The organism is Halomonas sp. H33-56 (genome assembly GCF_040147035.1).
GTDB classification, from domain to species: Bacteria; Pseudomonadota; Gammaproteobacteria; order Pseudomonadales; family Halomonadaceae; genus Halomonas; species Halomonas litopenaei.
On the sequence record NZ_JAMSHP010000001.1, the window covers coordinates 2,827,573 to 2,854,346 of the forward strand.

21 protein-coding genes are annotated in these 26,774 nt (G+C 64.5%); 4 read left to right on the forward strand and 17 right to left on the reverse strand.

What is annotated here, in order from left to right; genetic code table 11:
* Window positions 1-162: 162 nt before the first annotated feature.
* Window positions 163-3,612 (forward strand): transcription-repair coupling factor, encoded by a 3,450-nt coding sequence (gene mfd, locus NFH98_RS12075; RefSeq protein WP_348826586.1) that lies wholly within the window; start codon window positions 163-165, stop codon window positions 3,610-3,612.
* 117 nt (window positions 3,613-3,729) lie between these two features.
* Window positions 3,730-4,785 carry a L,D-transpeptidase family protein gene (locus NFH98_RS12080; protein ID WP_108132833.1) on the forward strand — a complete coding sequence of 352 codons (1,056 nt, stop codon included), beginning with the start codon at window positions 3,730-3,732 and terminating at the stop codon, window positions 4,783-4,785.
* A gap of 475 nt (window positions 4,786-5,260) precedes the next feature.
* On the opposite strand, the gene NFH98_RS12085 is transcribed toward NFH98_RS12080, so the two are convergent.
* From NFH98_RS12085 to NFH98_RS12165, 17 genes are all read right to left on the reverse strand, one after another.
* Entirely contained in the window at window positions 5,261-5,524 is a 264-nt protein-coding gene (locus NFH98_RS12085; protein WP_045992670.1) for an Lpp/OprI family alanine-zipper lipoprotein, read from the reverse strand.
* A gap of 198 nt (window positions 5,525-5,722) precedes the next feature.
* On the reverse strand, window positions 5,723-6,289 hold the full coding sequence (locus tag NFH98_RS12090; RefSeq protein WP_231498647.1) for a L,D-transpeptidase family protein: 567 nt from the start codon (window positions 6,287-6,289) through the stop codon (window positions 5,723-5,725).
* Window positions 6,290-6,505: 216 nt separating this feature from the next.
* A complete protein-coding gene (locus NFH98_RS12095; protein WP_045992672.1) occupies window positions 6,506-6,973 on the reverse strand; it encodes a DUF6586 family protein in 468 nt (155 codons plus the stop codon).
* Window positions 6,970-9,603, reverse strand: coding sequence for a type I DNA topoisomerase (topA, locus tag NFH98_RS12100; protein WP_045992673.1), 2,634 nt, complete (start codon window positions 9,601-9,603; stop codon window positions 6,970-6,972). Before topA ends, NFH98_RS12095 begins: the two co-directional genes overlap by 4 nt.
* A 332-nt stretch (window positions 9,604-9,935) precedes the next feature.
* On the reverse strand, window positions 9,936-12,683 hold the full coding sequence (locus NFH98_RS12105; RefSeq protein WP_502878743.1) for a DUF3141 domain-containing protein: 2,748 nt from the start codon (window positions 12,681-12,683) through the stop codon (window positions 9,936-9,938).
* Between the two features lie 212 nt (window positions 12,684-12,895).
* The gene (gene lipA / locus NFH98_RS12110) at window positions 12,896-13,897 is read right to left on the reverse strand and encodes a lipoyl synthase (protein WP_045992674.1); all 1,002 of its coding nucleotides are present in this window, start codon (window positions 13,895-13,897) and stop codon (window positions 12,896-12,898) included.
* 67 nt (window positions 13,898-13,964) lie between these two features.
* Window positions 13,965-14,636 carry a lipoyl(octanoyl) transferase LipB gene (lipB, locus tag NFH98_RS12115; RefSeq protein WP_348826587.1) on the reverse strand — a complete coding sequence of 224 codons (672 nt, stop codon included), beginning with the start codon at window positions 14,634-14,636 and terminating at the stop codon, window positions 13,965-13,967.
* Complete coding sequence (locus tag NFH98_RS12120) at window positions 14,636-14,944, reverse strand: HP0495 family protein (RefSeq protein ID WP_045992676.1); 309 nt, start codon at window positions 14,942-14,944, stop codon at window positions 14,636-14,638. The genes lipB and NFH98_RS12120 overlap by 1 nt, the downstream gene beginning before the upstream one ends.
* Before the next feature lie 143 nt (window positions 14,945-15,087).
* Complete coding sequence (locus NFH98_RS12125; protein WP_253551978.1) at window positions 15,088-16,308, reverse strand: D-alanyl-D-alanine carboxypeptidase family protein; 1,221 nt, start codon at window positions 16,306-16,308, stop codon at window positions 15,088-15,090.
* A 141-nt stretch (window positions 16,309-16,449) separates the two neighbouring features.
* Window positions 16,450-17,490 carry a septal ring lytic transglycosylase RlpA family protein gene (locus NFH98_RS12130; protein ID WP_502878761.1) on the reverse strand — a complete coding sequence of 347 codons (1,041 nt, stop codon included), beginning with the start codon at window positions 17,488-17,490 and terminating at the stop codon, window positions 16,450-16,452.
* The gene (gene mltB / locus NFH98_RS12135; RefSeq protein ID WP_222569835.1) at window positions 17,487-18,539 is read right to left on the reverse strand and encodes a lytic murein transglycosylase B; all 1,053 of its coding nucleotides are present in this window, start codon (window positions 18,537-18,539) and stop codon (window positions 17,487-17,489) included. The genes NFH98_RS12130 and mltB overlap by 4 nt, the downstream gene beginning before the upstream one ends.
* Before the next feature lie 273 nt (window positions 18,540-18,812).
* Window positions 18,813-19,970 (reverse strand): rod shape-determining protein RodA, encoded by a 1,158-nt coding sequence (rodA, locus tag NFH98_RS12140; protein ID WP_108132837.1) that lies wholly within the window; start codon window positions 19,968-19,970, stop codon window positions 18,813-18,815.
* Window positions 19,970-21,856 carry a penicillin-binding protein 2 gene (mrdA, locus tag NFH98_RS12145; RefSeq protein WP_108448861.1) on the reverse strand — a complete coding sequence of 629 codons (1,887 nt, stop codon included), beginning with the start codon at window positions 21,854-21,856 and terminating at the stop codon, window positions 19,970-19,972. The genes rodA and mrdA overlap by 1 nt, the downstream gene beginning before the upstream one ends.
* Window positions 21,857-21,889: 33 nt before the next feature.
* A complete protein-coding gene (gene rlmH, locus NFH98_RS12150) occupies window positions 21,890-22,357 on the reverse strand; it encodes a 23S rRNA (pseudouridine(1915)-N(3))-methyltransferase RlmH (protein ID WP_349590404.1) in 468 nt (155 codons plus the stop codon).
* On the reverse strand, window positions 22,354-22,716 hold the full coding sequence (gene rsfS / locus NFH98_RS12155; protein WP_253551987.1) for a ribosome silencing factor: 363 nt from the start codon (window positions 22,714-22,716) through the stop codon (window positions 22,354-22,356). Before rsfS ends, rlmH begins: the two co-directional genes overlap by 4 nt.
* A 117-nt stretch (window positions 22,717-22,833) precedes the next feature.
* The gene (nadD, locus tag NFH98_RS12160) at window positions 22,834-23,463 is read right to left on the reverse strand and encodes a nicotinate-nucleotide adenylyltransferase (protein ID WP_349623115.1); all 630 of its coding nucleotides are present in this window, start codon (window positions 23,461-23,463) and stop codon (window positions 22,834-22,836) included.
* Between the two features lie 47 nt (window positions 23,464-23,510).
* A complete protein-coding gene (locus NFH98_RS12165) occupies window positions 23,511-24,749 on the reverse strand; it encodes a glutamate-5-semialdehyde dehydrogenase (RefSeq protein WP_349623116.1) in 1,239 nt (412 codons plus the stop codon).
* 175 nt (window positions 24,750-24,924) lie between these two features.
* Here NFH98_RS12165 and NFH98_RS12170 point away from each other — a divergent pair, with 175 nt between their 5' ends.
* Entirely contained in the window at window positions 24,925-25,788 is an 864-nt protein-coding gene (locus NFH98_RS12170; RefSeq protein ID WP_045994178.1) for a hypothetical protein, read from the forward strand.
* Window positions 25,785-26,735, forward strand: a complete 951-nt coding sequence (locus NFH98_RS12175) for a diguanylate cyclase domain-containing protein (RefSeq protein WP_045994177.1) — start codon at window positions 25,785-25,787, stop codon at window positions 26,733-26,735. Before NFH98_RS12170 ends, NFH98_RS12175 begins: the two co-directional genes overlap by 4 nt.
* Window positions 26,736-26,774: the final 39 nt, after the last annotated feature.

Genomic DNA, 26,774 nt, shown 5'->3' on the forward strand with positions numbered 1-26,774 from the left:
GGGAAACGAGCGTATTATCAGCTCCCCCCTTGAAAGGGGCAATGACTGTATGGTCGCACCTCCTGTAGGCCCGTTACACAAATCGCGGTTTGACTACATGAGCGAGATCGGGCTGGTATGATGCCTGCTCGACCTCTGAACGCCAGCGAAACGACATCCTCTATGCCTACCTTTTCGCCGCTCGATCCGCCGCATCCCCAGGGCGCCCGTGACACCCTGTACCTCACCACGCCCGCCGGCAGCGCCAGCGCCCTGGCGCTTTCGCGCCTGGCTGCCGACGCGCCACTGCTGGTGATTACCCAGGATACCGCCGAGGCACTGAGGCTCGAGAACGAACTGGCCTTCTATGCCGACGTGCCGGTACTGCCCTTCCCCGACTGGGAGACGCTGCCCTACGACAGCTTTTCGCCCCATCAGGACATCGTCTCGTCGCGGCTGCGCACCCTCCGGCATCTGCAGGATGGTGTGCACGGCATCGTGCTGGTACCAATCAATACCCTGATGCAGCGTCTGCCGCCCGTGGACTATATCGCCGGACGGGTGCTGACCCTGGAGGTCGGCGCCACCCTGCAACGGGAGACCTTCCGCGAACAGCTGTCACGGGCGGGCTACCGGGCGGTGGAGACCGTCTTCGAGCCGGGTGAATACGCCCTGCGTGGCGCCCTGATCGATCTCTTTCCCATGGGCAGCGACCATCCGCTTCGCATCGACCTGTTCGACGACGAGATCGACACCCTCAGGAGCTTCGACCCCGACACCCAGCGCAGCCTCGACAAGGTCGAGCGGATCGACCTGCTGCCGGCGCACGAGTATTCGCTGTCACGCTCGGCCATCGCCTGCTTTCGTGAAGGCTTCGAGACCCTGTTCGACGTCGACCCACGCCAGTGCCCGCTTTATGTCGATGCGCTGAAGGGCATCCCCTCACCCGGACTCGAGCAGTATCTGCCGTTGTTCTTCGAGGCCACCGCTTCACTGTTCGACCATCTTCCCGCGGATACCCGCGTCGCCCTGATGTCCGGCTGCCGCGAAGCCGCCGAGCACCACTGGCAGGCGATCACCAGCCGCTACGAAAATCTCGGCGTCGATCCGACCCGCCCCCTGCTGCCGCCCCACCGTGCCTTCATCCCGGAAGCGGAACTGTTCGGGCTGATCAAGACCCACCCCAGGGTCGAGCTGACAGCAGACAGCGAGCATCCTCACGCCCATCCCTCGGATGCCAGCGACGCCCCCCAGGTGGCGATCAATGCCAGGGCAAAGGATCCGCTGGCGGCGCTCAGAGGCTTTCTGAACGAGCACGCAGAGCGCCGGGTGCTGTTCGTGGCCGAGTCCCGGGGGCGTCGGGAAGCGCTGGAGGAGACCCTGGCCCCCGCTACCGGTGCACTGGACGCCGCGGACGGATTTTCCGACTTCCTCGCCGGCAGCTCTCGCCTGGCCATCGCCGAGGGGCAGCTCTCCAGCGGCCTGTCGCTCGGCTCCCCCGCGGTCAGTGTGATCACCGAGACGGAACTGTTCGGCGAGATCGTGCGCCAGACCCGCCGCCAGGCCAAGGCCACCGACGACAACGAACTCGCCGTACGCCATCTTTCCGAACTCAAGGTCGGCGCCCCGGTGGTCCACCAGTCCCATGGCGTCGGCCGCTACCGCGGGCTGGAAACGCTGGAAGCCGGCGGCCAGGCGGCCGAATTCGTCAGCCTCGAGTACGCCGACGGCGCCAAGCTCTACGTGCCGGTGGACAGCCTGCACCTTATTTCCCGCTACGCCGGTGCCGACGATGAACTGGCACCGCTGCATCGACTGGGCTCGGAACAGTGGGAAAAGGCCAAGCGCAAGGCCGCCGAGAAGATCCGCGATACCGCCGCCGAGCTGCTCGACATCTATGCCCGCCGCGAGGCCCGTGAAGGCTTCGCCTGTGCCGCCCCGGATGAGGAGTACGCTCGCTTCGTCGCCAACTTCCCGTTCGAGGAGACGCCGGACCAGCGCGTCACCATCCAGGCGGTGATCCAGGACATGACCGCACCGCGCCCGATGGACCGTGTCGTCTGCGGCGACGTCGGCTTCGGCAAGACCGAGGTCGCCATGCGTGCCGCCTTTCTTGCGGTACAGTCCGGGCGCCAGGTGGTGGTGCTGGTGCCGACCACCCTGCTCGCCCGCCAGCATTTCGAGAACTTCCGTGACCGCTTCGCCGATACCGCGGTGGATATCGAGCTGCTGTCCCGCTTCACCAGCAGCGGCAGTCAGACGGACACCCTCAAGCGCGTTCGCGAAGGCAAGGTCGATATCGTCATCGGCACCCACAAGCTGTTGTCTCGGAAGCTCGACTTCCCGGAGCTGGGGCTGGTCATCATCGATGAAGAACATCGCTTCGGCGTGTCCCAGAAGGAAAGGCTCAAGACCCTGCGTGCCGAGGTCGACGTACTGACCATGACCGCAACGCCGATCCCGCGAACCCTCAACATGGCCATGAGCGGCATCCGCGACCTGTCGATCATCGCCACCCCACCGGCCAGACGCCTGTCGGTGAAGACCTTCGTCCAGCAGCGGGAAGAAGCCGTGATCAAGGAGGCGATCCTGCGCGAGATACTGCGCGGTGGCCAGGTCTATTACCTGCACAACGAGGTCAAGACCATCGAGACAGCCGCCGAGAAGGTCCGCGAACTGGTGCCCGACGCCCGCGTCGCGGTGGCCCATGGGCAGCTGCCCGAGCGCTCGCTGGAACGGGTGATGTCCGACTTCTATCACAAGCGCTTCAACGTGCTGGTGTGCTCGACCATCATCGAGACCGGTATCGACGTGCCCAGCGCCAACACCATCATCATCGAGCGTGCCGACAAGTTCGGACTGGCCCAGCTCCACCAGCTGCGCGGCCGGGTAGGCCGCAGCCACCACCAGGCCTACGCCTACCTGCTGGCGCCGCCGCCTCGCTCGATCACCCGAGATGCGGTCAAGCGCCTCGAGGCGATCGGCCAGGCCGAGGACCTGGGCGCTGGCTTCACCCTGGCCAGCCACGACATGGAAATCCGCGGCGCCGGCGAACTGCTGGGCGACGAACAGAGCGGCCAGATGGAAGCGGTGGGCTACAGCCTCTATATGGAGATGCTCGACCGGGCGGTGAAGGCCATCCGTGAAGGCCGCACCCCGAATATCGAGGCACCGCTGCAGGAAGGCGTCGAGATCAGCCTAAATCTGCCGGCGCTGATTCCCGACGACTATCTCCCTGATGTCCAGCAGCGTCTGGTGATGTACAAGCGCATCGCCAACGCCGATAACGAGGCCGAGCTCAAGGAACTGCGCGTGGAGATGATCGATCGCTTCGGGCTGCTGCCCGCCCCGGTCAAGACGCTGCTGCGCCAGACCCGCCTCAGGCAGCGTGCCGAAAGGCTCGGTATCGTGCGCCTGGACGCGGGCGCCGAGCGCGGACGCGTGCTGTTCGGCGGCCAGACCGCGGTGGATCCGCTGACGCTGGTGGGGCTGATCCAGGGGGCGCCGGAACGCTATCGACTGGAGGGCGCCGACACCCTGCGCTTCCAGGCCGACATGGCCGTCGAGGAGACCCGCTTCGAGGCCGTCGAGGCGCTGCTGGACCAACTCAATCGAAAGACTCAGGCGGCCTGAGCCATCCCTTGCAAGGGACTGGCGCAACGCCGCATTAGCGGGCAATCTATGTACATAGGACACCGCAAATTCCGGCCGGGTGATCCCCGGCTTTCACCCATTATCGAGACTGCTGCAATGACTTCGACTTCACTTCGCCGGCCACTCGTCCGCCTCGCCACCCTGTGTGGCGTTGTGGGCGCGCTGGCGGCACCTCTGGCGGCGGCCGACGACCTGCCCCGGGGCCACTACCTGCTGCCCGAAGAAGGCGACCTGATCGGTGAGGTCTACACCGTCGAAGCCGACGAGGAAGACACCCTCATCGATATCGGACACGAGCACGGCATCGGCTTCAACGCCATCACCCGCGCCAACCCCGACATCAGCATCTGGTATCCCGGCGAGGGTACCGAAGTGACCATCCCGGCCCAGTTCATCCTGCCCGATGCACCGCGCAACGGCATCGTGGTCAACGTGGCCGAGATGCGCCTCTACTACTACCCCCCGGCCAAGGAAGGCGAGCCGCGTACGGTGCAGACCTACCCGATCGCCGTGGGCCGCATGGACTGGAAGACGCCGCTGGGCTCCACCACCATCACCCAGATGGTCAAGAATCCGTCCTGGTATCCTCCTGCCTCCATTCGCCGCGAACACGCCGAGGCCGGCGACCCCTTGCCCGGCGTGGTGCCGCCCGGACCCGACAACCCCATGGGCACGCGCAAGATGCGCCTGGGCATCCCCGGCTACCTGATCCACGGCACCAACAAGCCCGAGGGCGTCGGCATGCGCGTCACCCACGGCTGCATCCGCATGCTGCCCGACGATGTCGAGAATCTGTTCGATCAAGTCGCGGTGGGCACCCGTGTCCGACTGGTCAACGAACCGCTGAAGCTCGGCTGGTCCGACGAGCACCTCTATGTCCAGGCCTACCCCTACCTCGACGAAGAAGAAGGCGCGCCGATCGAGGACATGACCGCCGCTATCGAGGAGGTCGAGGCCGCCGTCAAGGACAAGGACTACGATGTCGACTTTGCGCGCCTGCGTAGCGCCATGGAGACGCCCAGCGGCCTTCCGGTCGCCATGCAGACCACCACCCCGGCAGAACCCAAGCCGCTGCCTGGCAGCCTCTATGACCATATCGAGTTGATCGCCGACGAGCCTGCCCTGCTGGGACAGGTCAGCCACGAAGGCTGAACCGGCGACCACAGGCACCACATCAAGCACGTGACGTGCACGGCGCCCCGACAGGGGCGCCTTTTTTTGGCGCCAACATTTCCAGCGGGGGCCTCGCCGGCATGGTGGCGACACCATGATCCAGCTCAAGCGATGCATCCGCAGCAGTCAGTGGTCAGGCAAAGGAGAGGCAGCCGTCAGGCGACAAGCGACAGGACAGGCAGCCGTCAGGCAGAGGAGAGGCAGCCGTCAGGAGACAAGCGACAGGACAGGCAGCCAGACAGGCAGCCGTCAGATGAAGGAACAGGCAGCGGTCAGACGATTGACTGGCAGCTCCCGCCCACCATCAATCGTCATGCAATGATCACACGCCACAAACGACTGAGGCCCCACCTTTCGGTGGGGCCTCAGCCTATCGTTTCATGACCTGGACGACCTGATTTCGATGAAACCCTGACGTCCTGTCGGTCAATCCCGCGAACGGGATGCGAAACGATTACTTGCGCATGGAGCGCTCGAACATGCGGTTCATCTCTTCGCGGTTCTGCTGAGACAGCTGCAGGGCCGCTTGAGCGTCACGCTGTGCCTGGTTGGCAGTGTTCTGAGCCTGAGTGGCGATGCTGCGAGCTTCTGCAGCGTCGGCCTGAGCGGACTCAGCGGTCATGCGGACTTCTTCCAGAGCGCTGGAAGAAGCACAGCCAGCCAGAACGGCCAGAGAAGCGGCGGCGGCGGTCAGCTTCAGGGTAGTCTTCAGAGTCATGGTGTTCTCCTTGAGTCTTCCTTGGTACTGCGTTGGTGACAGTAACATACCCGATCAGGGTATGTATCCATCAGGCTTCCTGCAAAGGCAGGCCTTTCTTGCAGCGACTTGTGCTGCTAAGCACAGGAGTCAAACGCTGTTTTATAATACACAACGGCGCTTGTCCATAGTCTTGAACGTCCCTTGCGCCCCTAAAGACTAGCGGATGACGACGCGAGTGCCAACATCAATCAAGCCGGAAAGTTCCCGAATTTCATGATTGGTCACGGCGACACATCCGTTGGTCCAGTCAAAGTTGCGATGGATGTCCATGTCTCCATCGCCGACTCCGTGTATGCCGATATAACCGCCCAGGATCGTCTGCTGGGGCGGGCTACGATGCCGGCGATAGTAGTCGAAATAGTCGTCGTAATCCTGCTGACTGTACAGCCCCGTCTCCAGCGCCATCCTGGCGTGGGTGGGCGTCGGATAGTCCAGGCCGATGAAGATGTCGAACTTGCTGTCGAAGTTGAAGCGATTGACGTGGAACTCGCCTCTTGGCGTGGTCTTGTCGCCCATGACCCGCTGGGACTTGGCGCCCCCTCTACCGACCGAAATCGGTGAGTATCGAGCCAGCTCCACCCCCCCGCGATACACCGTCAGGCGAGACTCCTGGTTATCGATCAGGACCCAGATCTCGCTGGAGGAGTCCGGGACAATGGCACGGCGAAGCTGGTCCTCCACCATGTCCATGCTGGCACTGACACCCAGAGGGAGTAGCAGCATGGCACCAAGTATCATTTGGATGAAACGGCGACGTTGACTCTGGGCGAACATGGATAAACTCACTGTGAATAAACGAAAACATCTGTGACGCAGTGTAATCCCGATTCTGCGGAACTTCACGCGGAACCTGGCCGATTTCACGGCAGTCAAACGAGCTCTGTCGCAGCTATCAAACGACGGCGCACAGAAGCGTCGCCGGCCGACGACACTCTGCCTTTACCATTCCTCACTGGTCTGGCGTAAGGCGGCGATCTCGACCTTGGCCGCCTCGAGGCAATGCTGCAATTCCTGCCCCAGATCCGCCTGCCGGTCCACGGCAATTACCCCGGACAATGCCGGCGAGCGAGGTCGACTCGCACCTTCATCGCCATGCAGCGCCTCGAGATGACCGATGACACGGTATAGCCAACTGCTGCCGTCGCGGGCCAGCTCACGTAGCCGATGAACCTCGGCCACGGCGGGTGGGTCATCACCCAGCAACAGGCTTCGCCAGTCATGTTCCGCCAGATGAGCGTGCTCGCAGACGTCGCGCAGCAGGGCGTCGATCGCCAGCTCGAACAACGCCAGGGCGCCCTCCTCGCTGGCCCTCTTTCTGGCGCCCTGGTGCTCGTCATCACCCGGCGCCACGTCCAGCAGCAACTGCGCCTGATACAACAACTGATTGGTGCGGGCCCGCGGTGTCACTTGCGCTTGTCCTCCACCACCCACTTGTTACCGTCCCAGCTCGCCTTCCAGCCACTGGCCTTGCCATTGTCGCCGTCGGTCATCACGAACTGCTCCTTGAGCTTGCGCGAGAAACGAATCTGAGCCGGGCGCCCATCCGGGTCCTGGTCCGGCGCATCGAGCAGGTAGTGGTACTTCTCCGGCAGCTCGGCGGCGTGAGGCTTCAGTTCCTTGACCAGAGGCGGACGGGTCTCCCGGTTCTTCGGGAACTTGCTGGCGGCCAGGAACAGCCCGCTGGCGCCATCGCGCAGCACGTAGTGGTCTTCCACCTTCTGGCAGGCCAGTTCCGGCATGGGAATCGGATCCATCTTGGGCGGAGCTACTTCACCGTTGCGCAACAGCTTGCGGGTATTCTTGCAGCTGTCACTGGTGCAGCCGAAGTACTTGCCGAAGCGCCCGGACTTGAGCTGCATCTCGGAGCCGCACTTGTCACACTCGATGACCGGGCCGTCGTAGCCCTTGATGCGGAACTTGCCCTGTTCGATCTTGTAGCCGTCACAGTCGGGGCTGTTACCGCAGATATGCAGCTTGCGCCCTTCATCGATCAGGTAGCTGTCCATGGCGGTGGAACACACCGGACAGCGTTCCTTGGCGCGCAGGGCATCGGTCTCGGCTTCTTCGCCGGCATCGGCGGCGACAGCTTCTTCACCCGGCAGCAGGTCGATGGTGGTCTTGCAGCGCTCCTTGGGCGGCAGGTTGTAGCCGCTGCAGCCGAGGAAGACACCGGTCGAGGCGGTACGAATCTGCATCTTGCGCCCGCAGGTGGGGCAGTCGATATCGGTGGGTACCGGCTGATTGGGCCGCATCCCCTCGTCGCTCTCGGCCTTGGCCAGCTCCCCGCGAAACTCCTGATAGAAGGCGTCGAGCAGCTCACGCCAGCTACGCTCGCCCTCGGCGATCTCGTCGAGGCTATCCTCCATGCGCGCAGTGAAGGAGTAGTCCATCAGGTCGGGGAACGACTCCTTGAGTCGCTCGGTGACGATGTCGCCCAGCTTCTCGGCGTAGAACCGTCGGTTCTCGAGCTTGACGTAGCCACGATCCTGGATGGTGGAGATGATGGCGGCGTAGGTCGAGGGGCGACCGATGCCGCGCTTCTCCAGCTCCTTGACCAGGCTGGCTTCGGTGTAACGGGCCGGCGGCTTGGTGAAGTGCTGCCTGGGGTCCAGCGCGTCGAGGTGCATCGGGGTGCCCTCGCCCAGATCCGGCAGCGCCTGATCCTCTTCCTTGCGCCCCATGGGGGTCATCACCCGGGTGTAGCCATCGAACTTGAGCACCCGGCCCTTGGCCTTGAGCTCGTAGCCGTCCACCACCACGCTCAGGGTCGACGACAGGTATTCCGCCGGGGTCATCTGACAGGCGACAAACTGCCGCCAGATCAGTTCGTACAAGCGCTCGGCATCCCGCTCCATGCCCGCCAGGTCGGTCGAGCGACGGGACACCTCGGACGGCCGGATGGCTTCGTGAGCCTCCTGGGCGCCTTCCTTGCTGGAATAGCGGTTAGGGGCTTCGGGCAGGTAGCGATCGCCGAACTCCTCACCGATATAGTCACGCACGCTCTCCACCGCCTCGCGGGACAGGTTGGTCGAGTCGGTACGCATATAGGTGATGTAGCCCGCCTCGTAGAGCCGCTGGGCCAGGGTCATGGTCTTCTTCACCGAGAACCCCAGCCGGCCACTGGCGGCCTGCTGCAGCGTCGAGGTGATGAAGGGGGCGTTGGGCTTGGACCGGGTCGGCTTGTCTTCCCGCGAGGTGATCGCAAGACTGGCCTTGCGCAGCGCAGCGATGCGCTCGAGGGTCTCGCTCTCGCTGGTGGGCCTGAACGTCTTGCCATCCTGACGTACCAGCTCGAAGCGGATGGCCTCGCCGTCCGGCGTCACCAGATCGGCATGAACGTCCCAGAATTCCTCGGGCACGAAGGCGCGAATCTCGCTTTCGCGCTCGCTGATCAGGCGCATGGCCACCGACTGGACACGACCGGCCGAGAGCCCGCGGGCTACCTTGGCCCACAGCAGCGGCGACAGCATGAAGCCCACTACACGATCGAGGAAGCGGCGAGCCTGCTGGGCCTCGACCCTGGGCATGTTCAGCTGACCGGGGTCGGTGAAGGCTTCCTGGATGGCGTTCTTGGTGATCTCGTTGAACACCACCCGGCGATAGCGTTGCTCGTCCCCACCGATGGTCTCGCGAAGGTGCCAGGCGATGGCTTCCCCTTCGCGGTCCAGATCGGTCGCGAGATAGACGGTGTCGGCTTTCTCCGCCAGCTTCTTGAGCTCGGCCACGACCTTTTCCTTGCCCGGCAGGATCTCGTAGTTGGCCTGCCAGCCATGGTCGGGGTCGATACCCATGCGTCGTATCAGCTGGCTATGCGCCTTCTGCTGCTTGTAGACCGCCTTTTCCTCAGCCGACATCTTGCGCGTCGCGGCCGCCTGGCGAGCCCGCTCCTTGGGATCGGAAGCCGCCTTGCCAGAGCCGCTGGTCGGAAGATCACGGATGTGACCCACGCTCGACTTCACGATGAACTCGTTGCCGAGGTACTTGTTGATCGTCTTCGCCTTGGCGGGCGACTCGACGATGACCAGAGACTTGCCCATAGTACTCCACAGTAGTCAGGGCGCCGCGCTCCTTGGCGAACGCCAGTATGTGCCACTCCCGCCGATGGTGGACGGGAAAAATGCGCTTACCCTAACCCAGCGCCGAACGTCGCGCCAGTCACATCGGTTCGAGCCCCAGGCAGGCTAGACGCATGCCCAGCCGTTTCCCCACGACTGACGCCCTGGCGTCCACCTGACATCGCCAAGAGACTAGCCCTTACCTCGACGGCCGACAAGCCGCCCCTCAGAACCGACTTGCCCCTGCACGAAGCAGGGGCAAGCGGAATGGTCGATGTCTCACACTCGATCATCGAAGGCGGTCAGGCGCTTGACTAGCGCTTGCGCCGCTGCCCTCGGGGCGATCCAGTGCTGCGCCGACGGGTCGCTGCAGGCGCCTTCTCGGCGTCATTGCCTCCCTCGCGAGAGGCTGGCGTGGCGGCCTGGGCAGTCTTGGGCTCGGCCTCAGCCACAGGCTTGGTCTCGACCTCAGGTCTGGCCTCAGTTTTAGCGTTAGCCGCCGGTTTGGCCTCGGACTTGGTCTCGGACTTGGCCTCAGGTTTAGTTTCAGCCGCCGGCTTGGACTCGGGCTTGGTCTCGGGCTCGGCCTCGGTTTTAGCGTCAACCGCCGGCTTGGGCTCGGGCTTCGCCTCAGGTTTAGTTTCAGGCTTCGCCTCGGTCCTGGCCTGGGCCTTTGCCGCAGGCGCATCAGCAGGCTCGGCGTCAGCCTTGGGCGCGGCCTGGGCCTGCCCTTCGACGCGGGAAGCTTCGCTTGCAGATTGACGAGTGCCGCGCTTGGCTGACGTGCCGCGTGCGGACGCCGTCTTGGTGCTGCTGTTACCACTGGTCCCACTACTGCGGCGCGCCGTACGACGCGTTGCCGGACGGGCCTTGCCAAACAGCGCCTTGATACGCTCGAAACGAGCGGCGGCGTGCTCGCTGAGCTCACCGCTGGCCGCCAGCACATGCTCGATATGCTCGATATGGCCGTCGATCGTCTTGGCATCGAGCCCCTTGAGCAGCTCGGGAATGGCCTCCAGCGCAGCCTCACGATCCTGCTTCAGGATAAAGAACTGATCGCGCATCAGATGCTTGAAGTCTTCCAGCCGCAGCTCCGGCTCAAGCTCGCTGCGTGACGCCTGCAGGCGGCGGAAATTGCGGCCATCGGTAGCAGGAGCACCACCCAGCACGAAGATCACCGAGCGCATCACGGCCTCGTGGGCGCCGCCTTGCGCCACCTGCTCGCGCACCTCCTGCTGGCGACGCTGGATAAAGCGACGACGCTCCGGCTCGGAGCCAGGCACCTGACGCTCACCCTCCACGGCGCCTTTCAGCCCCACCAGCGACTGCAACAGCGGCTGACCGTAGAGGTCAAGGAAGGCCTTCTCGAGGGCGCGATCGCGCAGTACCCGCCAGGCATCCAGACTCCGCGAGATCAGGCTCGACCCGATGTCCTCATACACTCGGAAGATGTTGTCATCACCGAGTTCATGACGATGCTTGCGCACCGACTCCGCCATCACCGGCAACGACGACATCATCGGATTACGATCGGACAGCAGGCGATAGCCCATGCGATTGGGGTGCATCTTGCGCATCCAGCGAGCCGACTCGGGTGTCGACACGGCACGAATCCAGGGTTGCAGGAACTGACGATAGAGCCCCAGATTGATCTCCGAGACCCTGGCCACCGTGGCGAAACGCAGCTCGTCCTCGGGGCTATGCTTGACCACCTGATTCAGGTCGTCGAGGTCCCGGGTAGAGAACTCCAGCAGGTAGTCCCGCTCGATCAATTCGGCGTCGGGCCGCTCGCTGGCCTTGGACACGGTGGTCTCGTAGAGCCCCGGCGGCAGCACGTCGATGTAGTCCATGTTGGCGGTGAACTCGGCGTGTTCCTTGCGCGAGACGCTGCCGGAAACGAAGATGCCGAGGTGGCCGGTCTTGTCATGGACGCAGTAGACGATGGTCTGCTCGTTGGCGATGATGTCGTCGACGCCGTCGTAGAGATCACGCACCCAGCCAAGCGCCTGAGGCGGCGGCGTGATGTCATCACCTTGTGAGCAGAACACCACCACCGGGGAGCGCACGTTGCGAAGATCGATACGGCGCCCGTCGGACGTCACAAGCTGGGCCGTGGACAGGCGATTGCCGACAAACAGGTTGTCGACGATGTACTGGATCTCTTCTCCACCCAGCACCACATGGCCGCCCCACCAGCGCTCGAACTGAAGATAGCGATCGGCTTCGGTATCGACATGGGCGTACAGGTTGTACTGCTTGTCCCACCAGGTGTTGGCCGGATTGAGGCGTTCGAAGTTCTGCACCAGCCAGGCCCCGTCGAACAGGCCATCGCCCATGTCCGAGAGCATATGGGTGGCCCAGCTGCCGCCGGTCATGCCGCCGGTATAGCGCATCGGCGCCTTGCCGCGCTCCCCGGCCCAGTAGGACAGCGGTGCACCGGCGATCAGGATCGGTCCGAACAGCTCGGGCTCGAGCGCTGCCGCCATCATGATCTGCCAGCCCGCCTGACAGTTGCCCACGACCATCGGTTTTTCGCTATCGGGATGCAGCTCCGCGACGTGGCGCAGGAAGGTGACCTCGGCTTCAACCACGTCCTCGACCCGCTGCCCCGGGACGGGATAGGGCATGAAGGCGATGAAGTAGCAGGGATGGCCGGCGCGCAGTGCGATACCGATCTCGCTGTCGGGCTTGAAGCCACCGATACCCGGGCCATGCCCGGCGCGCGGGTCGACCACCACGAAGGGGCGTGCCAGTTCATCGGTCTCTACACCCTCGGGCGGGTGCACGCGCAAAAGCTCATAGTTGACGGGGCGAGGCAAGGTCTCGCCTTCCATCACGATGTCGGTATCGAAGCCAAGTACGGTGGGGCGGGTCTTCTCGATATGTTCGAGGTATTCGTTGCCGCGCTGGCGCATGACATCCCAGTAGAGGATGCTGCGCTCGACGCTGTCACGCCAGTAGTCGGCCGCGGCACGGCCGAAGCCGAAGGGGTCGAACAGTGGAGCAAAGGGTTCCGCCAGCGCGAACAGGGGCGCGGTGGCGCTTGGCATCAACGCATTCATATAGGCTCCCAGGGTTGCGTGATGCGCAGCAGGCGATCCTTGCGTCTGCGCACTTGTTGCAGTGCAATATAGCGCAATAATGCAGGTACTGCGAAGCCCCCTCCTTTCGGAGCTGCACATCGTGTAGGAGATTCACTGTAGAGCGGGTACGCTCAAAAACACAACGCCCGGCAATGCCGGGCGTTGTGGGTAGCTGAAATACCGCTTTCGCTCTACTTCACTTCGATACCGTGTGCCTGCTGATCGGCATGGTAGGACGAGCGCACCAACGGGCCGGAAGCCACGTGGGTGAAGCCCATGGCGCGCCCCTGCTCGGCGAACCAGTCGAACGTGGACGGCGGCACCCAGCGATCCACCGGCAGGTGATTGCGAGACGGCTGCATGTACTGCCCCAGGGTCAGCATGTCCACGTCGTGGGCACGCAGGTCGCGCATCACCTCGATGACCTGCTCGTCGGTCTCGCCGACACCCAGCATCAAGCCAGACTTGGTCATCACTTCGGGACGGCGGGCCTTGTAGCCCTTGAGCAGGTCCAGCGACCACTGATAGTCGGCCCCCGGCCGCACCTTGCGATACAGACTCGGCACCGTCTCCAGGTTGTGGTTGAAGACGTCGGGCGGCGTGGTCTCGAGGATGTCCAGCGCCACCTCCATGCGACCACGAAAGTCCGGCACCAGTACCTCGATCTCGATGCTCGGGCTATCACGACGAATCTCGCGGATGCAGTCGACGAAGTGCTGGGCACCGCCGTCACGCAGATCGTCACGGTCGACGGAGGTCACCACCACATAGTTCAGGCGCATCTCGGCGATGGCCTCGGCCAGTTCGCGCGGCTCGCGCTCGTTCAGGGCGTTGGGACGCCCGTGAGCCACATCACAGAACGGGCAGCGGCGGGTACAGATATCGCCCATGATCATGAAGGTGGCGGTACCGCCGTTGAAGCACTCGCCCAGGTTGGGGCATGAGGCTTCCTCGCAGACGGTGTGCAGGCCATGACGTCGCAGGGTCTCCTTGATACGGGTGACTTCCTTGGACACCGGCATGCGTACCCTGAGCCAGTCCGGCTTGCGCGGAATCTCCTCCGTGGGGATCACCTTGACCGGGATCCGCGCCACCTTGTCGGCGCCGCGAAGCTTCACTCCCCTTTCGCTGCGGGCGTTCTTCTTGGCCTTGGCGGCGGCGGCCGCCGCCTGGATGGCGGAACTGTCTGTCATTTCACTGTCCTGTGAGGATCGCTCGGGAGACACGTTGCTGTGACGGCCTTCGGCGTGCCCTGTGCGATCAGTCAAAATTGTGGGCGTCGAGCACTCCCGGCAAGCCGGGGCGCTGGATCAGTTCGCGTTGTCCCAGTCGCGTCGCCAGCGTGCGCAATAGCCGACGCGCTTCGGCTTCCATGTCCAGCCTCGAAGAGACCAGATCGGCCAGCCGGGTCATCTCGAGTCCAGCGTAGCCACATGGGTTGATAAACGAAAATGGCGTGAGATCGACCTCGAGATTGACCGCGATGCCATGAAAACTGGCACCCCGTCGAATCCTCAACCCCAACGAGGCAATCTTGCGTTCACCGACGTACACGCCAGGCGCGTCAGGCCGGGCGCTTGCCTCGATGCCATGCTCGCCCAGGGCATCGACCACGCTGTCTTCCAGCGCACTGACGAGGTCTCGGACCCCCAGTCTGGCACGCTTGACATCGATCAGCGGGTACAGCACAAGCTGACCCGGGCCGTGGTAGGTCACCTGCCCGCCGCGATCGGTCTCCACCACCGGAATCTCGCCCGGCATCAACAGGTGCTCGGGCTTGCCTGCCTGGCCCTGGGTGAACACCGGCGGGTGCTGGACCACCCAGATCTGGTCAGGCGTATCGCCATCTCGGGTGTCGGTCAGTTCGCGCATCGCCTGCCACACTGGCCGATAGGGCTTGAGCCCCAGATGATAGACGTCGATCGCCTCCATCACACCACCATGTGCACGCGGCCTGTGGCCTTGAGTTCGTCGAACAACGCCTTGAGCTGGGCTTCACCGGTGGCGCGCATCGTCAACCGCACCGACTGGAAACGCCCATTGCGACTGTCGACCACCTCGAGACTGCTGCCCTCGAAGGTCGGATCATGGCGATGCACGATCTGGCTGACGGTGGCGGCGAAGTCCTCGGCAGCATCTCCGACCACCTTGATCGGATAGTCGCAGGGAAAGGTGATGGTGACATCCGCCGGATCCGGCCCTGCCTGGGTGCGCAGATCGCGAAAGGTCCTGTCGTTCATCCGATGCCCCTTACAATGGATACCCGAGTATTCTACTCAACCTTGGCATCACGACCAAGGACGCCGGCCGAGGCGGCTCACCACGGCCGGCGTCAGGCGACCACAGGGCGCGCATTGACGCCAGGGCCGCACCACAGGGACGATCAGTCGAACCAGCCGCCGACCAGGTCGCTGAAGAAGCGCTGGACCTTGTCGATCATGCGCTTGAACAGCCCACCCTGCTCTACCGCTTCCAGCGCCACCAGGTCACGCTCGCCGACCACCTCGTCCCCGAGGCGCACCTCCATGGTGCCGACCCGCTGGCCGGCGGCGATGGGCGCGGTCAAGCCACTGTCGATGTCCAGGCGCGCGGTGAGCTCGTCATTTCGGTTGCGCGGCACGGTCATGTAGACGCCATTGTCGACGCCCACCTTGAGCTCGTTGGTGCTGCCTTCCCACACCCGCGGCGTATTGAGTACGGCGCCACGGTCATAAAGCTTCAGTGTCTCGTAGTAGCGGAAGCCATAGCTCAGAAGCTTCTGGGTTTCCTGGGCGCGGGCTTCTTCGGAGCTGGTCCCCATCACCACCGAGATCAAGCGCATGTCATCACGCTGGCCCGAGGACACCAGGCAGTAGCCGGCCTCTTCGGTCCAGCCGGTCTTGAGGCCGTCGACGCTGGGGTCGCGCCACAACAGACGGTTGCGGTTGGCCTGTTCGATGCCGTTGTAGGTGAAGTGCTTCTGGCTGTAGATGGCGTAGTGTTCCGGGTAGTCCAGAATGATGTGCCTGGCCAGACGCATCAGATCCCGAGCCGAGGAGTAGTGATTCTCCGACGGCAGCCCGGTGGCGTTCTCGTAGTGGGTGTTCTCCATGCCCAGCTGGGTGGCGTGCTGGTTCATCAGGTCGGCAAAGGGGGCCTCGCCGCCGGCCAGATACTCAGACATGGCGACGCTGGCGTCATTGCCGGAGACGATGACGATACCGTGGAGCAGTTCCTCGACGGAGACACGAGTACCGACCTCGACAAACATCTTCGAGCCGCCGGTACGCCAGGCCTTCTCGCTGATCGGCACCATGTCGTCGGGCTGGATGTTGCCCCGATCAAGTTCACGTTCGACCAGGTACGCCGTCATCAGCTTGGTCAGGCTGGCCGGCGGCAGGCGCTGGTCAGAATTGTGCTCGGCCAGGACTCGTCCGCTGTTGGCGTCGATCAGGATCCACGACTTGGCCGCCAGCTGAGGCGGTGCCGGGATCATGACCTGGGGCTCTGGCACGTCCGGTGTCGGCGAGTCGGGCTGCTGAGCACTCGTCAGGGGCGCCACCAGGGCCGCACATACAAAGGCCACGGGCAACCAGCGGCGAGTAAAGGATGACTTAGCGATCATGGTGAAATGTCTCGTTACAACAATCAGGGAAAGCGGTGATCAGGGCCACCGCACAATGCTTCCAACAGCCGGCCTCACTGGAACCGCCGGCATCGACCGGCCGGGACGATCAGCGAGGCGTCGGCTGCACTTCGTCGACACCTAGCGAGCATCGACGACAAAGGTCTGCGCGAATCCCGCCTGGCGCAAGCGTTCGCGGACCGGCTCCGCCTGCCCGCGGCTCGCCAGCGGCCCGACCTGCACCTTGTGCAGACCGGCGGCGCTGGCCACACGCACCTGCTGATTCAACCGCGTCTCCAGATCCGCCTTGAGGTCTCGGGCGCTGTCCGCCGACCCCAGGGCTGCCACTTGAATATAGATGCCGGGAGTCCCGGCCGCGGGCGCCTGCGGGGCGCTCTGGCCTGCTGCCGGCGACGCGGCGGACGGCGCGCTGGGCGCCGCATTGGCTGCAGTACGGGCTGTAGTACTGGCTGTGGTACTGGCCGTAGTTCTGGTCCCAGTACTGGCCGCAGCGCTGACTGGCGCGGCGCGCACACCCCCGCTGACCGAGTCGCTCGACGCACCCGCGCCGCGACTGGCCTGCCACTGATCGGGATCGATCACGCTGACCCGCACCCGGCCCGTGCCATGGTCGAGAATATCGAGCCGCGCGGCCGCTGCGTAGGACAGATCGATCTCGCGGTCGTCGTGGAAGGGGCCGCGATCGTTGACTCGCACGATCACCGACCGCCCGTTGTCCAGGTTGGTCACCCGGGCGAAGGTCGGCAACGGCAGCGACTTGTGCGCCGCCGTCATCTTGTACATGTCATAGATCTCGCCGTTGGAGGTCGCGTAGCCGTGGAACTTCTGACCGTACCAGGAAGCGGTACCCTCGCGCTGATAACCGCTCGGGTCATCCAGCACATGGTAGGTCTTGCCCCACACCTCATAGGTCGAGCGGTTGCCGGCGCGTGAGCGTGGCTCGTCGCGCGGCACCGCGTCCGGCACCTGACTGACGTCCGGCGGCGTCTCGGGATAGGCGTCGCCGCTCATGGCATAGCGCCCACCCGCCGTCGCCCGCGAATCCTGAGGCGTCGCGGCCGCCTGCTGAGTGGTCTCCGGGGCGGTCCCGCCACCGCCGGCACAACCGGTCAGGGCCACCAGCAGCGACAGGGTCGGCAACAAGGGCGCTCGCAGGGTCATGAACTCACCTCCGTGTCCAGGGCATGCCACCACTGGGGCTTTCCCAGCGAGCGCACCTCGGCGATGGCCTCCGACAGTTCCGTGACCGCCATGGCGTAGAGGTGGCTATGGTTATAGCGGGTGATCACGTAGAAGTTGCCCCCACCCAGGCGGTAGTGGGTGCTGCCGTCTTCCATGTCCAAAGCCAGCGGCACCACCTTGGCATCCCCCGGCAGCGGCTCCACCGGCTGGATGCCCTGGGCTTCCAGTTCGGCAACGCGGGCATAGGGCGGATCGGTGCGGTTGAAGCGAATCGAGGACGGCACCGAGCTGGGGCCTTCGGCCTCCCAGTACAGGGTGCCACCCGCCTGCCAGCGGTGCTCGGCGAAATAGTTGGCGACGCTGCCGATGGCATCCACCGGATCGGTCCACAGGTTGCGCTGGCCGTCGTCGTTGAAGTCGACCGCGTAGGCCTGATAGCTGGTGGGAATGAACTGGGGATAGCCCATGGCACCGGCGTAGGAGCCCTTCAAGGCTCCGGGATCGACGTTCTGCTGGTAGGCAATGTCGAGAAAGGCCTCGAGCTCCCCCTCGAAGAACTCACCGCGCCGGGGATGATGAAAGGCCAGCGTGGACAGCGAATCGAGCACCCGATGATCACCGGTGATACGCCCGTAGCGGGTCTCGACGCCGATAATCGCGGCGATCACCTCCGGCGGCACACCATAACGCGCTTCAGCGCGATCGAAGGCGTCACGATGGGCCTCGATAAAGGCCGCGCCCTCGTTGATGCGCTCTTCACCGAGGAAGATGCCACGATAGCGCTCCCAGGTCAGGTGATGCTCGGCGGCACCGCTCATGGCCTCGAGCACCGACGGCTGGAACTCTGCCCTGGCCATGGCGCGCTCCAGCCACTGGCGCGAGACGCCCTGGCGCTCGAGCCGATCCATCATCGCGTCGACCTCCGGCGAGGCGAAATCCTGCGCCTGGGCCGCCAGCGACAGCGAGGCCAGAAGCCCACACAACGCCGCGCCGAGGCCTTTCCTTCCCTGGACCAGGGGTACTGTCATCGATCTTCTCCCTTGGGGAACCCGCAGGCGCCGCCGCCCCTGCAAAGCCGGCAAGCGCTTCGCTCGCCGGCCCCACCGTGGCCACTGTCGCCGCCTCTCTCTGGGCTCCCGTTAGCCTGGTCGCCAGCCCCTAGGGCTTGTCTGAAAAGTGCCTGCGCTCGGTAATACGGCGTTAAAAATCGGATCAAAATGCTCATTTACACCCCGTAAACTGCGCTTTCTCACCGATTTTTGCCTTGTCTAACCTTCGCTCGTCGACTTTTCGGACAGCGCCTAGCGTGGCAGCAACCGGCGATGTGCATTGACCGCCATGAGAATACCGAAACCGGCCATCAAGGTCACGCTGGACGTCCCCCCGTAGCTCACCAGAGGCAGCGGTACGCCGACCACCGGCAGAATGCCGCTGACCATGCCGATATTGACGAAGACGTAGATAAAGAAGGTCAGCATGATGCCGCCTCCCAGCAATCTGCCGAAGGTATCCTGGGCGGCACCCGCCAGCCACAGTCCACGCGCGACGATCAGCAGGTACAGCAGCAGGAAGGCCAGCATGCCGACCAGCCCGAATTCCTCGCCCAGCACGGCCACGATAAAGTCGGTGTGCCGCTCCGGCAGGAACTCGAGCTGCGACTGGGTGCCCTCGAGCCAGCCCTTGCCCCAGACGCCCCCGCTGCCGATGGCGGTGGTCGACTGAATAATGTTCCAGCCGGCGCCCAGCGGGTCGCTTTCGGGATCGAGAAAGGTCAGCACGCGCTGGCGCTGATAGTTGTGCATGTTCATCCACAACAGCGGCAGCGCTGCCCCCGCCAGCGCCACCATGACACCGATAAAGCGCCAGGACAGCCCCGCCAGCAGGATCACGAAGACCGCCGCTGCCGCCACCAGCAGCGAGGTGCCAAGGTCCGGCTGGCGCGCGATCAGGCCCACCGGCAGAGCGATCAGCAGCGCGCAACCGGCCAGCGCGCGCCAATTGGGTGGCAGCTCGTGGCGACTGAGCCAGGCCGCCACCATCATCGGCATGGCGATCTTCATCATCTCGGAGGGCTGAAAGCGCACCACGCCGGGAATCACCAGCCAGCGCTGAGCGCCCATGCCGACGTCGCCGAGGATCTCCACCGCCACCAGCATCACCAGGCCGGCCAGGTAGGCCGGCAACGCCCAGCGCATCAGCGTCGCCGGCGAAAACTGCGCCAGCACCAGCATGACCGCCCAGGCCACGCCGAAGCGAATCGCCTGGGCGGTGACCACGTGAACGTTCTCGCCACTGGCGCTGTAGAGCACCGCCAGGCCACTGCACATCAGCACCAGCAGCATGCCGAGCAACCAGGGATCGACGTGCATCCGCTGCCAGAACGAGGTGCGTCGAGCGATACCGCTGGCCGGGGGACGCACCGGGTGGCCGCGCAACGAGCGCACAAAATCGATGGCCATCAGTCTTCCTCCTCGGCGGCGGTCTCGTCGGTGCGCGGACGACCGGCGTTGTGGTCGAGAATCCAGGCATCGGCCATGGCCCGAGCCAGCCCCGCGGCGTGGGTCGACCCGCCACCGGCGTTCTCGACGATGACCGAAATGGCGATTTGAGGGTCCTCCACCGGCGCAAAGGCCATGAACAGCGCATGGTCGCGCAGACGCTCCCGCAGTTCGGCGGCGTTGTACTTCTGGTTCTGCCCCAGCGAGAACACCTGGGCGGTACCCGACTTGCCGGCCATGCGATACTGAAGGCCTGCCCCGGTGCGCCGTGCCGTGCCCTCGCGCCCGGACAGCACCTTTTCCATGCCGTTGAAGACCCGGGTCCAGTAGTTCTCGGGGGCCTCGATATCTGGCGGCGTGTCGGGCAGATCCACCGGCACCGGCTGGTCGCCGATGCGCTTGGCCAGCCGCGGGCGCACCCAGTGGCCGCGATTGGCGAGCACGGCGGTCGCGGCCGCCAACTGCAGCGGCGTGATCTGCAGATACCCCTGGCCGATACCCACCGACAGCGTCTCGCCGGGATACCAGGGCTGATTGAAGCGTGCCTTCTTCCAGTCTCTGGATGGCAGCAGACCATCCCCCTGCCCAGCCACGTCGGCAGCGACCCGGGTGCCGAAGCCAAAGGCCCCCAGGTTCTCGTCGATACGATCGATGCCGAGCTCGTGGGCCAATGAATAGAAATAGGTGTTGTTGGACACCGCCAGGGCGCGCTCGAGATTCACCCGCCCATGCCCCCAGCGCAGCCAGTTGCGGTAGCGCCGGTCGTCATTGGGCAGCTGATAGTAGCCCGGGTCGTAGATGACCTCGTCCGGGGTAACGGCCCCTTCGATCAACCCGGCCATAGCCATGAACGGCTTGATCGTAGACCCCGCCGGATAGCTGCCCCGGGTCGCCCGGTCGAACAGCGGCAGATCGATATCGCTCTGCAGCCCGCGGTAGGACTTGACGTCGATGCCGGTGACAAACTGGTTGGTGTCGAACCCAGGCACCGAGGCCATCGCCAGAATTTCGCCGGTCTGGGGCGCGATGGCGACGATGGCGCCACGCCTGCCATCGAGCAGATCCACAGCGAGCTGCTGCATGTCCATGTCCAGGGTCAGGGTCAGGTCCTGACCCGGCTCGGGGTCGGTGTGCCCCAGCTCACGCAGCACCCGCCCCCGGGCGTTGGTCTCGACCTTTCTCAGCCCCGCACGACCGTGCAACTGATCCTCGTAGAAGCGTTCCACCCCGGTCTTGCCGATAAAGTGGGTACCGGCGTAGTTGCCCGGATCCAGGCTCTCGAGCTCTTCGGCGTTGATCCTGCCCACGTAGCCAAGCGCATGGGACATGATCTCGGCGTCGGGATAGAAGCGCAGCAGCTGGGCCTGCACCTCCACTCCCGGCAAGCGGTGGCGATTGACCGCAAGCCTGGCGATCTGCGACTCGGTCAGATCACTCATCAACAGCGCCGGCTGGTAGGGACGCTGACGCTGGCGTGAACGCACCTTGAAGGCGTCCACCTCTTCGTCCGGCAGATCCAGCAGCTCGACCAGCAGCTCCAGGGTGGCATCGAGATCATCGACCCGCTCACGCACCAGGGTCAGGTTGTAGGTGGGACGATTTTCGGCCAGCAATTGGCCGTTGCGGTCGTAGATCAGCCCGCGGGTCGGGGGCAGCGGCTCCACCCTCACCCGGTTCTTCTCGGATCGGGTGCTGTAGACCTCGTGCTGGACGATCTGCAGATAGCACAACCGCCCCACCAGCAGGCCGGACAGCAGTACCACGACCACCCCGGCAAGCGTCGCACGCACACGAAAGATGCGCAGCGCGTTCTCGGGGTTCTTGAGGGTTTCGCGACGCTTACGCATGCGAGAGGCAATCCTTGTCTGACGCAGGAGCCATCATCGGTGGTAGGGGTGTCCCACCATCAGGGTCCAGGCACGGTAGAGCTGCTCGGCCAGCACCAGCCGCACCAGTGGATGGGGAAGGGTCAAGGGTGACAGCGACCAGCGCTGGTGGGCGCGGGCCGACAGCGTCGCGGCCAGGCCATCCGGGCCGCCCACCAGCAGCACCACATCACGCCCGGCATGACGCCACTGATCGGCCTCATCGGCCAGCCGCTCGGTGGTCCAGGGCTTGCCGAGCACCTCCAGCGCCACCAGATGCTCATCACCCTTGAGGCGTGCCTCGATGCGCTCGGCTTCCTGGGCCACGGCACGCGCGGTATCCGCGTTCTTGCCGCGATGGCCCGGGGCGATCTCTTCGACCTCCAGGCGAAAATCCCGCGGCAGACGCTTGCGGTACTCTTCGACACCGTCGGTCACCCAGCCTGGCATGCGTGTTCCCACCGCCAACAGGCGGACCTTCATGCCTTGGCCTCTTCCTCTGGTGCAGGTGCATCGCTGGGAAGGTCCGACCACAGTCGCTCCAGGTCGTACAGCGCACGGGTGTCCGGCATCATCACGTGGACCACCACGCCGCCGAGATCGACCAGCACCCAGTCCGACCCGTTTTCACCCTCGACGCCCAACGGCTGAACGCCATTGTCCTTGGCGTTGGTAATGACGCTGTTGGCCAGCGCCGACACATGTCGTGTCGAGGTCCCGCTCGCCACCACCATCCAATCGGTCACGCTGGTCAGCCGAGACACGTCGAGCACCTCGACGTCCTTGGCCTTGATATCGTCAAGCGACTCGATCACGAGCGCCTTCAATGCTTCAATCTGCATAGCCCCTCATCACTGGGTAGTCATCGACCTCCCATTGTACCTGTTGGGAAGCCGAGTGGCAGCGCCAATCCAGCGCCTGATCGAATTTCTCGGACCGCCTTGCCCTGGCTGCCGCGCTCAGACCGCGCGGTACAGGCGTTGCGCCTGGATGCGCTCTTCCACCGCCGGCGGCAGCAGGTAGCGCACGCTCTTTCCCTGCATCAGGCTATGCCTGACGAAGGTGGCCGAGATCGCCATCCGCGACGGCAGTGACAGGCGCAGCAGTCGGCCCTGGGGCTTGGCCATCAGGGCATCGCCATGCTCGACCTCGCGCCCCTCGATCAGCGCCTGAAGCGCTTCGGGCAAGGGCGCTTCGTGATCGGGGCGTTCGACCACCACCAGATGGGCAAGCGCGAAGATCCTTTCCGGGTTGTGCCAGTTCGCCAGCTTGAGAAAGGCGTCGTGACCAAGGGCCATGACGATGCGCGCCTCGTGGCCGTAGCGCTCACGCAGGGACTCGAGCGTCTGCACGCTGAACGACGGGCCCTCCCGTTCCAGCTCGCAGGGGTCCGCCGCCAGCCCCGGGGTATTGCCGATCCCCAGGCGCAACAGCTCGAGCCGTTTTTCGGCGGTGACCTGGGGCCGATCGCGCAACGGAGGCTGAGCCGCAGGGATCATGTGCACGCCATCGAGCGACAGCGCAGCGCGAAGCTCAAGCGCGGTGCGCAGGTGGCCTAGATGGACAGGATCGAAGGTGCCGCCAAGCATGCCGATGTGCGCAGGACGGCCCTCGACGTCAAAGCGAACGGCGCCACTCACTGTCGAATCTGGCCATCGCCGAAGACCACATACTTGCGCGTGGTCAGCCCTTCGAGCCCCACCGGCCCCCGGGCATGCAGTCGGTCGGTGGAGATGCCGATCTCCGCACCGAGCCCGTATTCGAAGCCATCGGCAAACCGGGTCGAGGCGTTGACCATGACCGAACTCGAGTCGACCTCTGCCAGAAAGCGGCGTGCCAGGCTGTAGTTCTCGGTGACGATGGACTCGGTGTGACGCGAGCTGTAGCGCTCGATATGCGCCATGGCCTCGTCGATGTCATCGACTACCCTGACCGACAGCACCGGCGCAAGGTACTCGGTGGCCCAGTCCTCGTCACTCGCCGTGAGCCAGTGATCGACGATCGCCCGGGCGCGGGCACACCCCCTCACCTCGACGCCCTTTTCTGCGTAGTCAGCGGCCAGGGTCGGCAGCAGGGCCTGCGCCACCTGTGCATTCACCAACAGCGTTTCCATGGCGTTGCACACGCCGTAGCGATGGGTCTTGGCGTTGACCGCGATGGCACGGGCCTTTTCCAGGTCGGCGGCGGCGTCCACGTAGACGTGACAGATGCCGTCCAGATGCTTGATCACTGGCACCCTGGCCTCACGCGAAATACGCTCGATCAACGATTTGCCACCACGGGGAATGATCACATCGACAAATTCGTCCATGCTGATCAAGCGACCCACGGCGGCACGGTCGGTGGTCGCCACCAGTTGCACGGCGCCCTGGGGCAGTCCGGCTTCGGCCAGCCCAGAGGCAATGCAGCGGGCCAGCGCCTGGTTGGACGCGCTGGCCTCGGAGCCCCCGCGCAGAATGCAGGCATTGCCCGATTTCAGGCACAGGCTGGCGGCTTCCATGGTGACGTTGGGGCGAGATTCGTAGATGATACCGATGACACCCAGGGGCACGCGCATCATGCCGACCTGGATACCGCTGGGCCGAGTGCTCAGGCCATCGATCTCACCGACAGGGTCGGGCAAGGCAGCGACCTGGGTCAGACCCTCGATCATGGCGTCGATGCGGCCGTCATCCAGGGCAAGGCGATCGAGCAGAGCCTCGTCGAGCCCCTTGTCGCGACCGCGCGCCAGATCCTGCCGATTGGCCGACAGGATCTCTTGGCGAGACGCATCCAGCGCCTGAGCCATCGCCTTGAGCGCCTGGTTCTTGCGCGCGGGTGGCAGGCGACGCATATCGGTGGCAGCAACACGGGCCGCCTGGCCCATGGCGGTCATGTAGGCGTCGATATCGGCGACGCACTCGGCGGTGGCATTGGCGGATGAGTCGGACACGGTGAAACGAGTCTCCTGGTAGAACGAGGTCCCCGGTCAAAGAAAGAAGCTTGCACCGGGATGACAACGCGGACGTGATGCGGATCGTGAACCACAGAAAGGATCATATTAAGACAGCATGCGGAACAAGTACAAAGTCGGCCTGTTCAAGCTGAACCTGTTCGCCGCGGCCGCACTGCTGGCCCTTTGCGCGGCGACCTCGGCGCGGGCGCTGGACACCACGCTGCTTGGTCTGGCCGCGCTATGGCTCGGGATCACCGGCATCGTCATCGAGTTCAGCCACCGCCGCCATGCCTACCGCGCCTGGCTGGTGGTGGCCAGCGTGCTGCTTGCCGCCCTGGTGATACTCTCGCCCGACGCCAACGGTGCCTGGCTGTGGGCCTGGCCTTTCCTGTTGATCCTGCCCCAACCCCAGTGGATGCTGATACTCAACGCCAGCCTTGCCGGGATAAGCTGGTGGAGCCTGATCACCCAGATGAGCCTTCACCATTGGGGCCTGGCTGGCGCGCTCTTGCTGTGCCTGTGCTTTCTTGCGATCGGACGTGCGCTGCCGGGCGGACATTCGCAACGCCTGATGCGCAGGAGAGCCCGTCTGGCGCCCGGACTGCCGCTGTGGTCGGCCAGCCAGCTGGAACGCGACCTGGCTCGGGAAAACAGCCGCGCCACCCGTGACGGCGTCCACGCCGAACTGGTGGTGATCCAGATCCATGGACGTTCTCTGTGGCGGGTCGCCCAGGACATCTGCACACGCATCAAGCGGTTCGAGAACGCCTATCGGCTAAACGGACGTACCGTCGCCGTCATGCTGACCAGTCGAGACGCCGTGCAGGCCAGGCAACGACGCCAGGAACTGCTGGAAGACATCGCCGTGCCGATCACGGTACGCACCGTATCGATTGCCAATCTGGACAACCTGCCCATGGTGCTGGCGGCCCTGGACAAGCAGTGCCCTGTCACCCAGGTGGTGGAGGACGACGCATGATCGAGCCACCCCAGTGGGTCCGTTCCTGGCGTGTCTGTGCCGATGTCATGGGGACCTTGCTGTTGGCGTCACTGGCCCTGTGGCACTATCTGCTGGGGCAATACGAGAGCATCCTGCTGCCGGCGTCCCTGAGTTGCCTGATGGCCGTGATCACGGTCTTCGATACCAGAAGAGCCTCGCGCGTCTCGAACTATCTGCTGCTGCTGTGCGGCTGCCTCGCCCTTTATGACCAGACGGTGCTGCAGGCATCGTTCGACGCCTTCTGGATCAGCGTACCGATCACCCTGATCCTGCTGGTACTGCCCTTCGGCCCTGCTCTGGTGCTGGCGCTGGCCGTCATGCCAATCTGGCTCATGGTGGTCGGCCAGTCTTCGCCAAGCCTCGATCAAATCAAGTTTCTGCTGACCTTCCTTGCGGTGACCTCCCTGGCCGGCTGGGAATATCTGCGCCAGCGCGACCTGAACCGGGCCACCGACCCCAGCGACGTCGACTGCGATGCGATCAATCGCGCCACCCTGCACGAGCGCCTGAACGGGGAGTTCGAGCGCGCCCAGCACCTGGACCAGCGGCTGGCGGTGGTGATCCTGCACCTGCCACAACTGGAAATCGCCAGTGAGCAGTACGGCTCTCGCACTCAGCTAACGCAACTCGACCAACTGTGCCAGGCGGTACGCCTTCACTGCCGTGACCACGATATTCTGGGCCGGGAATCCCATGACACCTTCTGGCTGGTACTGCCCAACACCACCGAAAGTGGTGCAATGCTGGTGATCAAGCGACTGGAACAGGCGCTGTCCGAGGTTCGCCTGTCGGACATCGGCCCCTTGACCCTACGCTCACGGCTCTGCGCCCTGAACGCCAAGGAACCCTGGCAGCATTTCGAGCAGCGACTGGCTCGCCGCAGCGAGGCACTGGCCGTCACTCCCCTCCCTCCCGGTCGCTCCTGACCACCCTGACTGTGGCAGAATGCCGAAACATCACGACGG

Coding starts and splice junctions, on each gene's coding strand:
- mfd (WP_348826586.1), top strand. CDS start 163: ATGCCTACCTTTTCGCCGCTCGATCCGCCGCATCCCCAGGGCGCCCGT.
- rodA (WP_108132837.1), bottom strand. CDS start 19,970: ATGGCCATCGATTTTGTGCGCTCGTTGCGCGGCCACCCGGTGCGTCCC.
- topA (WP_045992673.1), bottom strand. CDS start 9,603: ATGGGCAAGTCTCTGGTCATCGTCGAGTCGCCCGCCAAGGCGAAGACG.
- NFH98_RS12080 (WP_108132833.1), top strand. CDS start 3,730: ATGACTTCGACTTCACTTCGCCGGCCACTCGTCCGCCTCGCCACCCTG.
- mltB (WP_222569835.1), bottom strand. CDS start 18,539: ATGACAGTACCCCTGGTCCAGGGAAGGAAAGGCCTCGGCGCGGCGTTG.
- mrdA (WP_108448861.1), bottom strand. CDS start 21,856: ATGCGTAAGCGTCGCGAAACCCTCAAGAACCCCGAGAACGCGCTGCGC.
- NFH98_RS12090 (WP_231498647.1), bottom strand. CDS start 6,289: ATGCTGCTACTCCCTCTGGGTGTCAGTGCCAGCATGGACATGGTGGAG.
- NFH98_RS12085 (WP_045992670.1), bottom strand. CDS start 5,524: ATGACTCTGAAGACTACCCTGAAGCTGACCGCCGCCGCCGCTTCTCTG.
- NFH98_RS12165 (WP_349623116.1), bottom strand. CDS start 24,749: ATGACCGCCATGGGCCAGGCGGCCCGTGTTGCTGCCACCGATATGCGT.
- rsfS (WP_253551987.1), bottom strand. CDS start 22,716: ATGCAGATTGAAGCATTGAAGGCGCTCGTGATCGAGTCGCTTGACGAT.
- nadD (WP_349623115.1), bottom strand. CDS start 23,463: ATGCTTGGCGGCACCTTCGATCCTGTCCATCTAGGCCACCTGCGCACC.
- NFH98_RS12120 (WP_045992676.1), bottom strand. CDS start 14,944: ATGAACGACAGGACCTTTCGCGATCTGCGCACCCAGGCAGGGCCGGAT.
- NFH98_RS12125 (WP_253551978.1), bottom strand. CDS start 16,308: ATGATCGCTAAGTCATCCTTTACTCGCCGCTGGTTGCCCGTGGCCTTT.
- NFH98_RS12130 (WP_502878761.1), bottom strand. CDS start 17,490: ATGACCCTGCGAGCGCCCTTGTTGCCGACCCTGTCGCTGCTGGTGGCC.
- NFH98_RS12105 (WP_502878743.1), bottom strand. CDS start 12,683: ATGAATGCGTTGATGCCAAGCGCCACCGCGCCCCTGTTCGCGCTGGCG.
- NFH98_RS12175 (WP_045994177.1), top strand. CDS start 25,785: ATGATCGAGCCACCCCAGTGGGTCCGTTCCTGGCGTGTCTGTGCCGAT.
- lipB (WP_348826587.1), bottom strand. CDS start 14,636: ATGGAGGCGATCGACGTCTATCATCTGGGGCTCAAGCCCTATCGGCCA.
- lipA (WP_045992674.1), bottom strand. CDS start 13,897: ATGACAGACAGTTCCGCCATCCAGGCGGCGGCCGCCGCCGCCAAGGCC.
- rlmH (WP_349590404.1), bottom strand. CDS start 22,357: ATGAAGGTCCGCCTGTTGGCGGTGGGAACACGCATGCCAGGCTGGGTG.
- NFH98_RS12170 (WP_045994178.1), top strand. CDS start 24,925: ATGCGGAACAAGTACAAAGTCGGCCTGTTCAAGCTGAACCTGTTCGCC.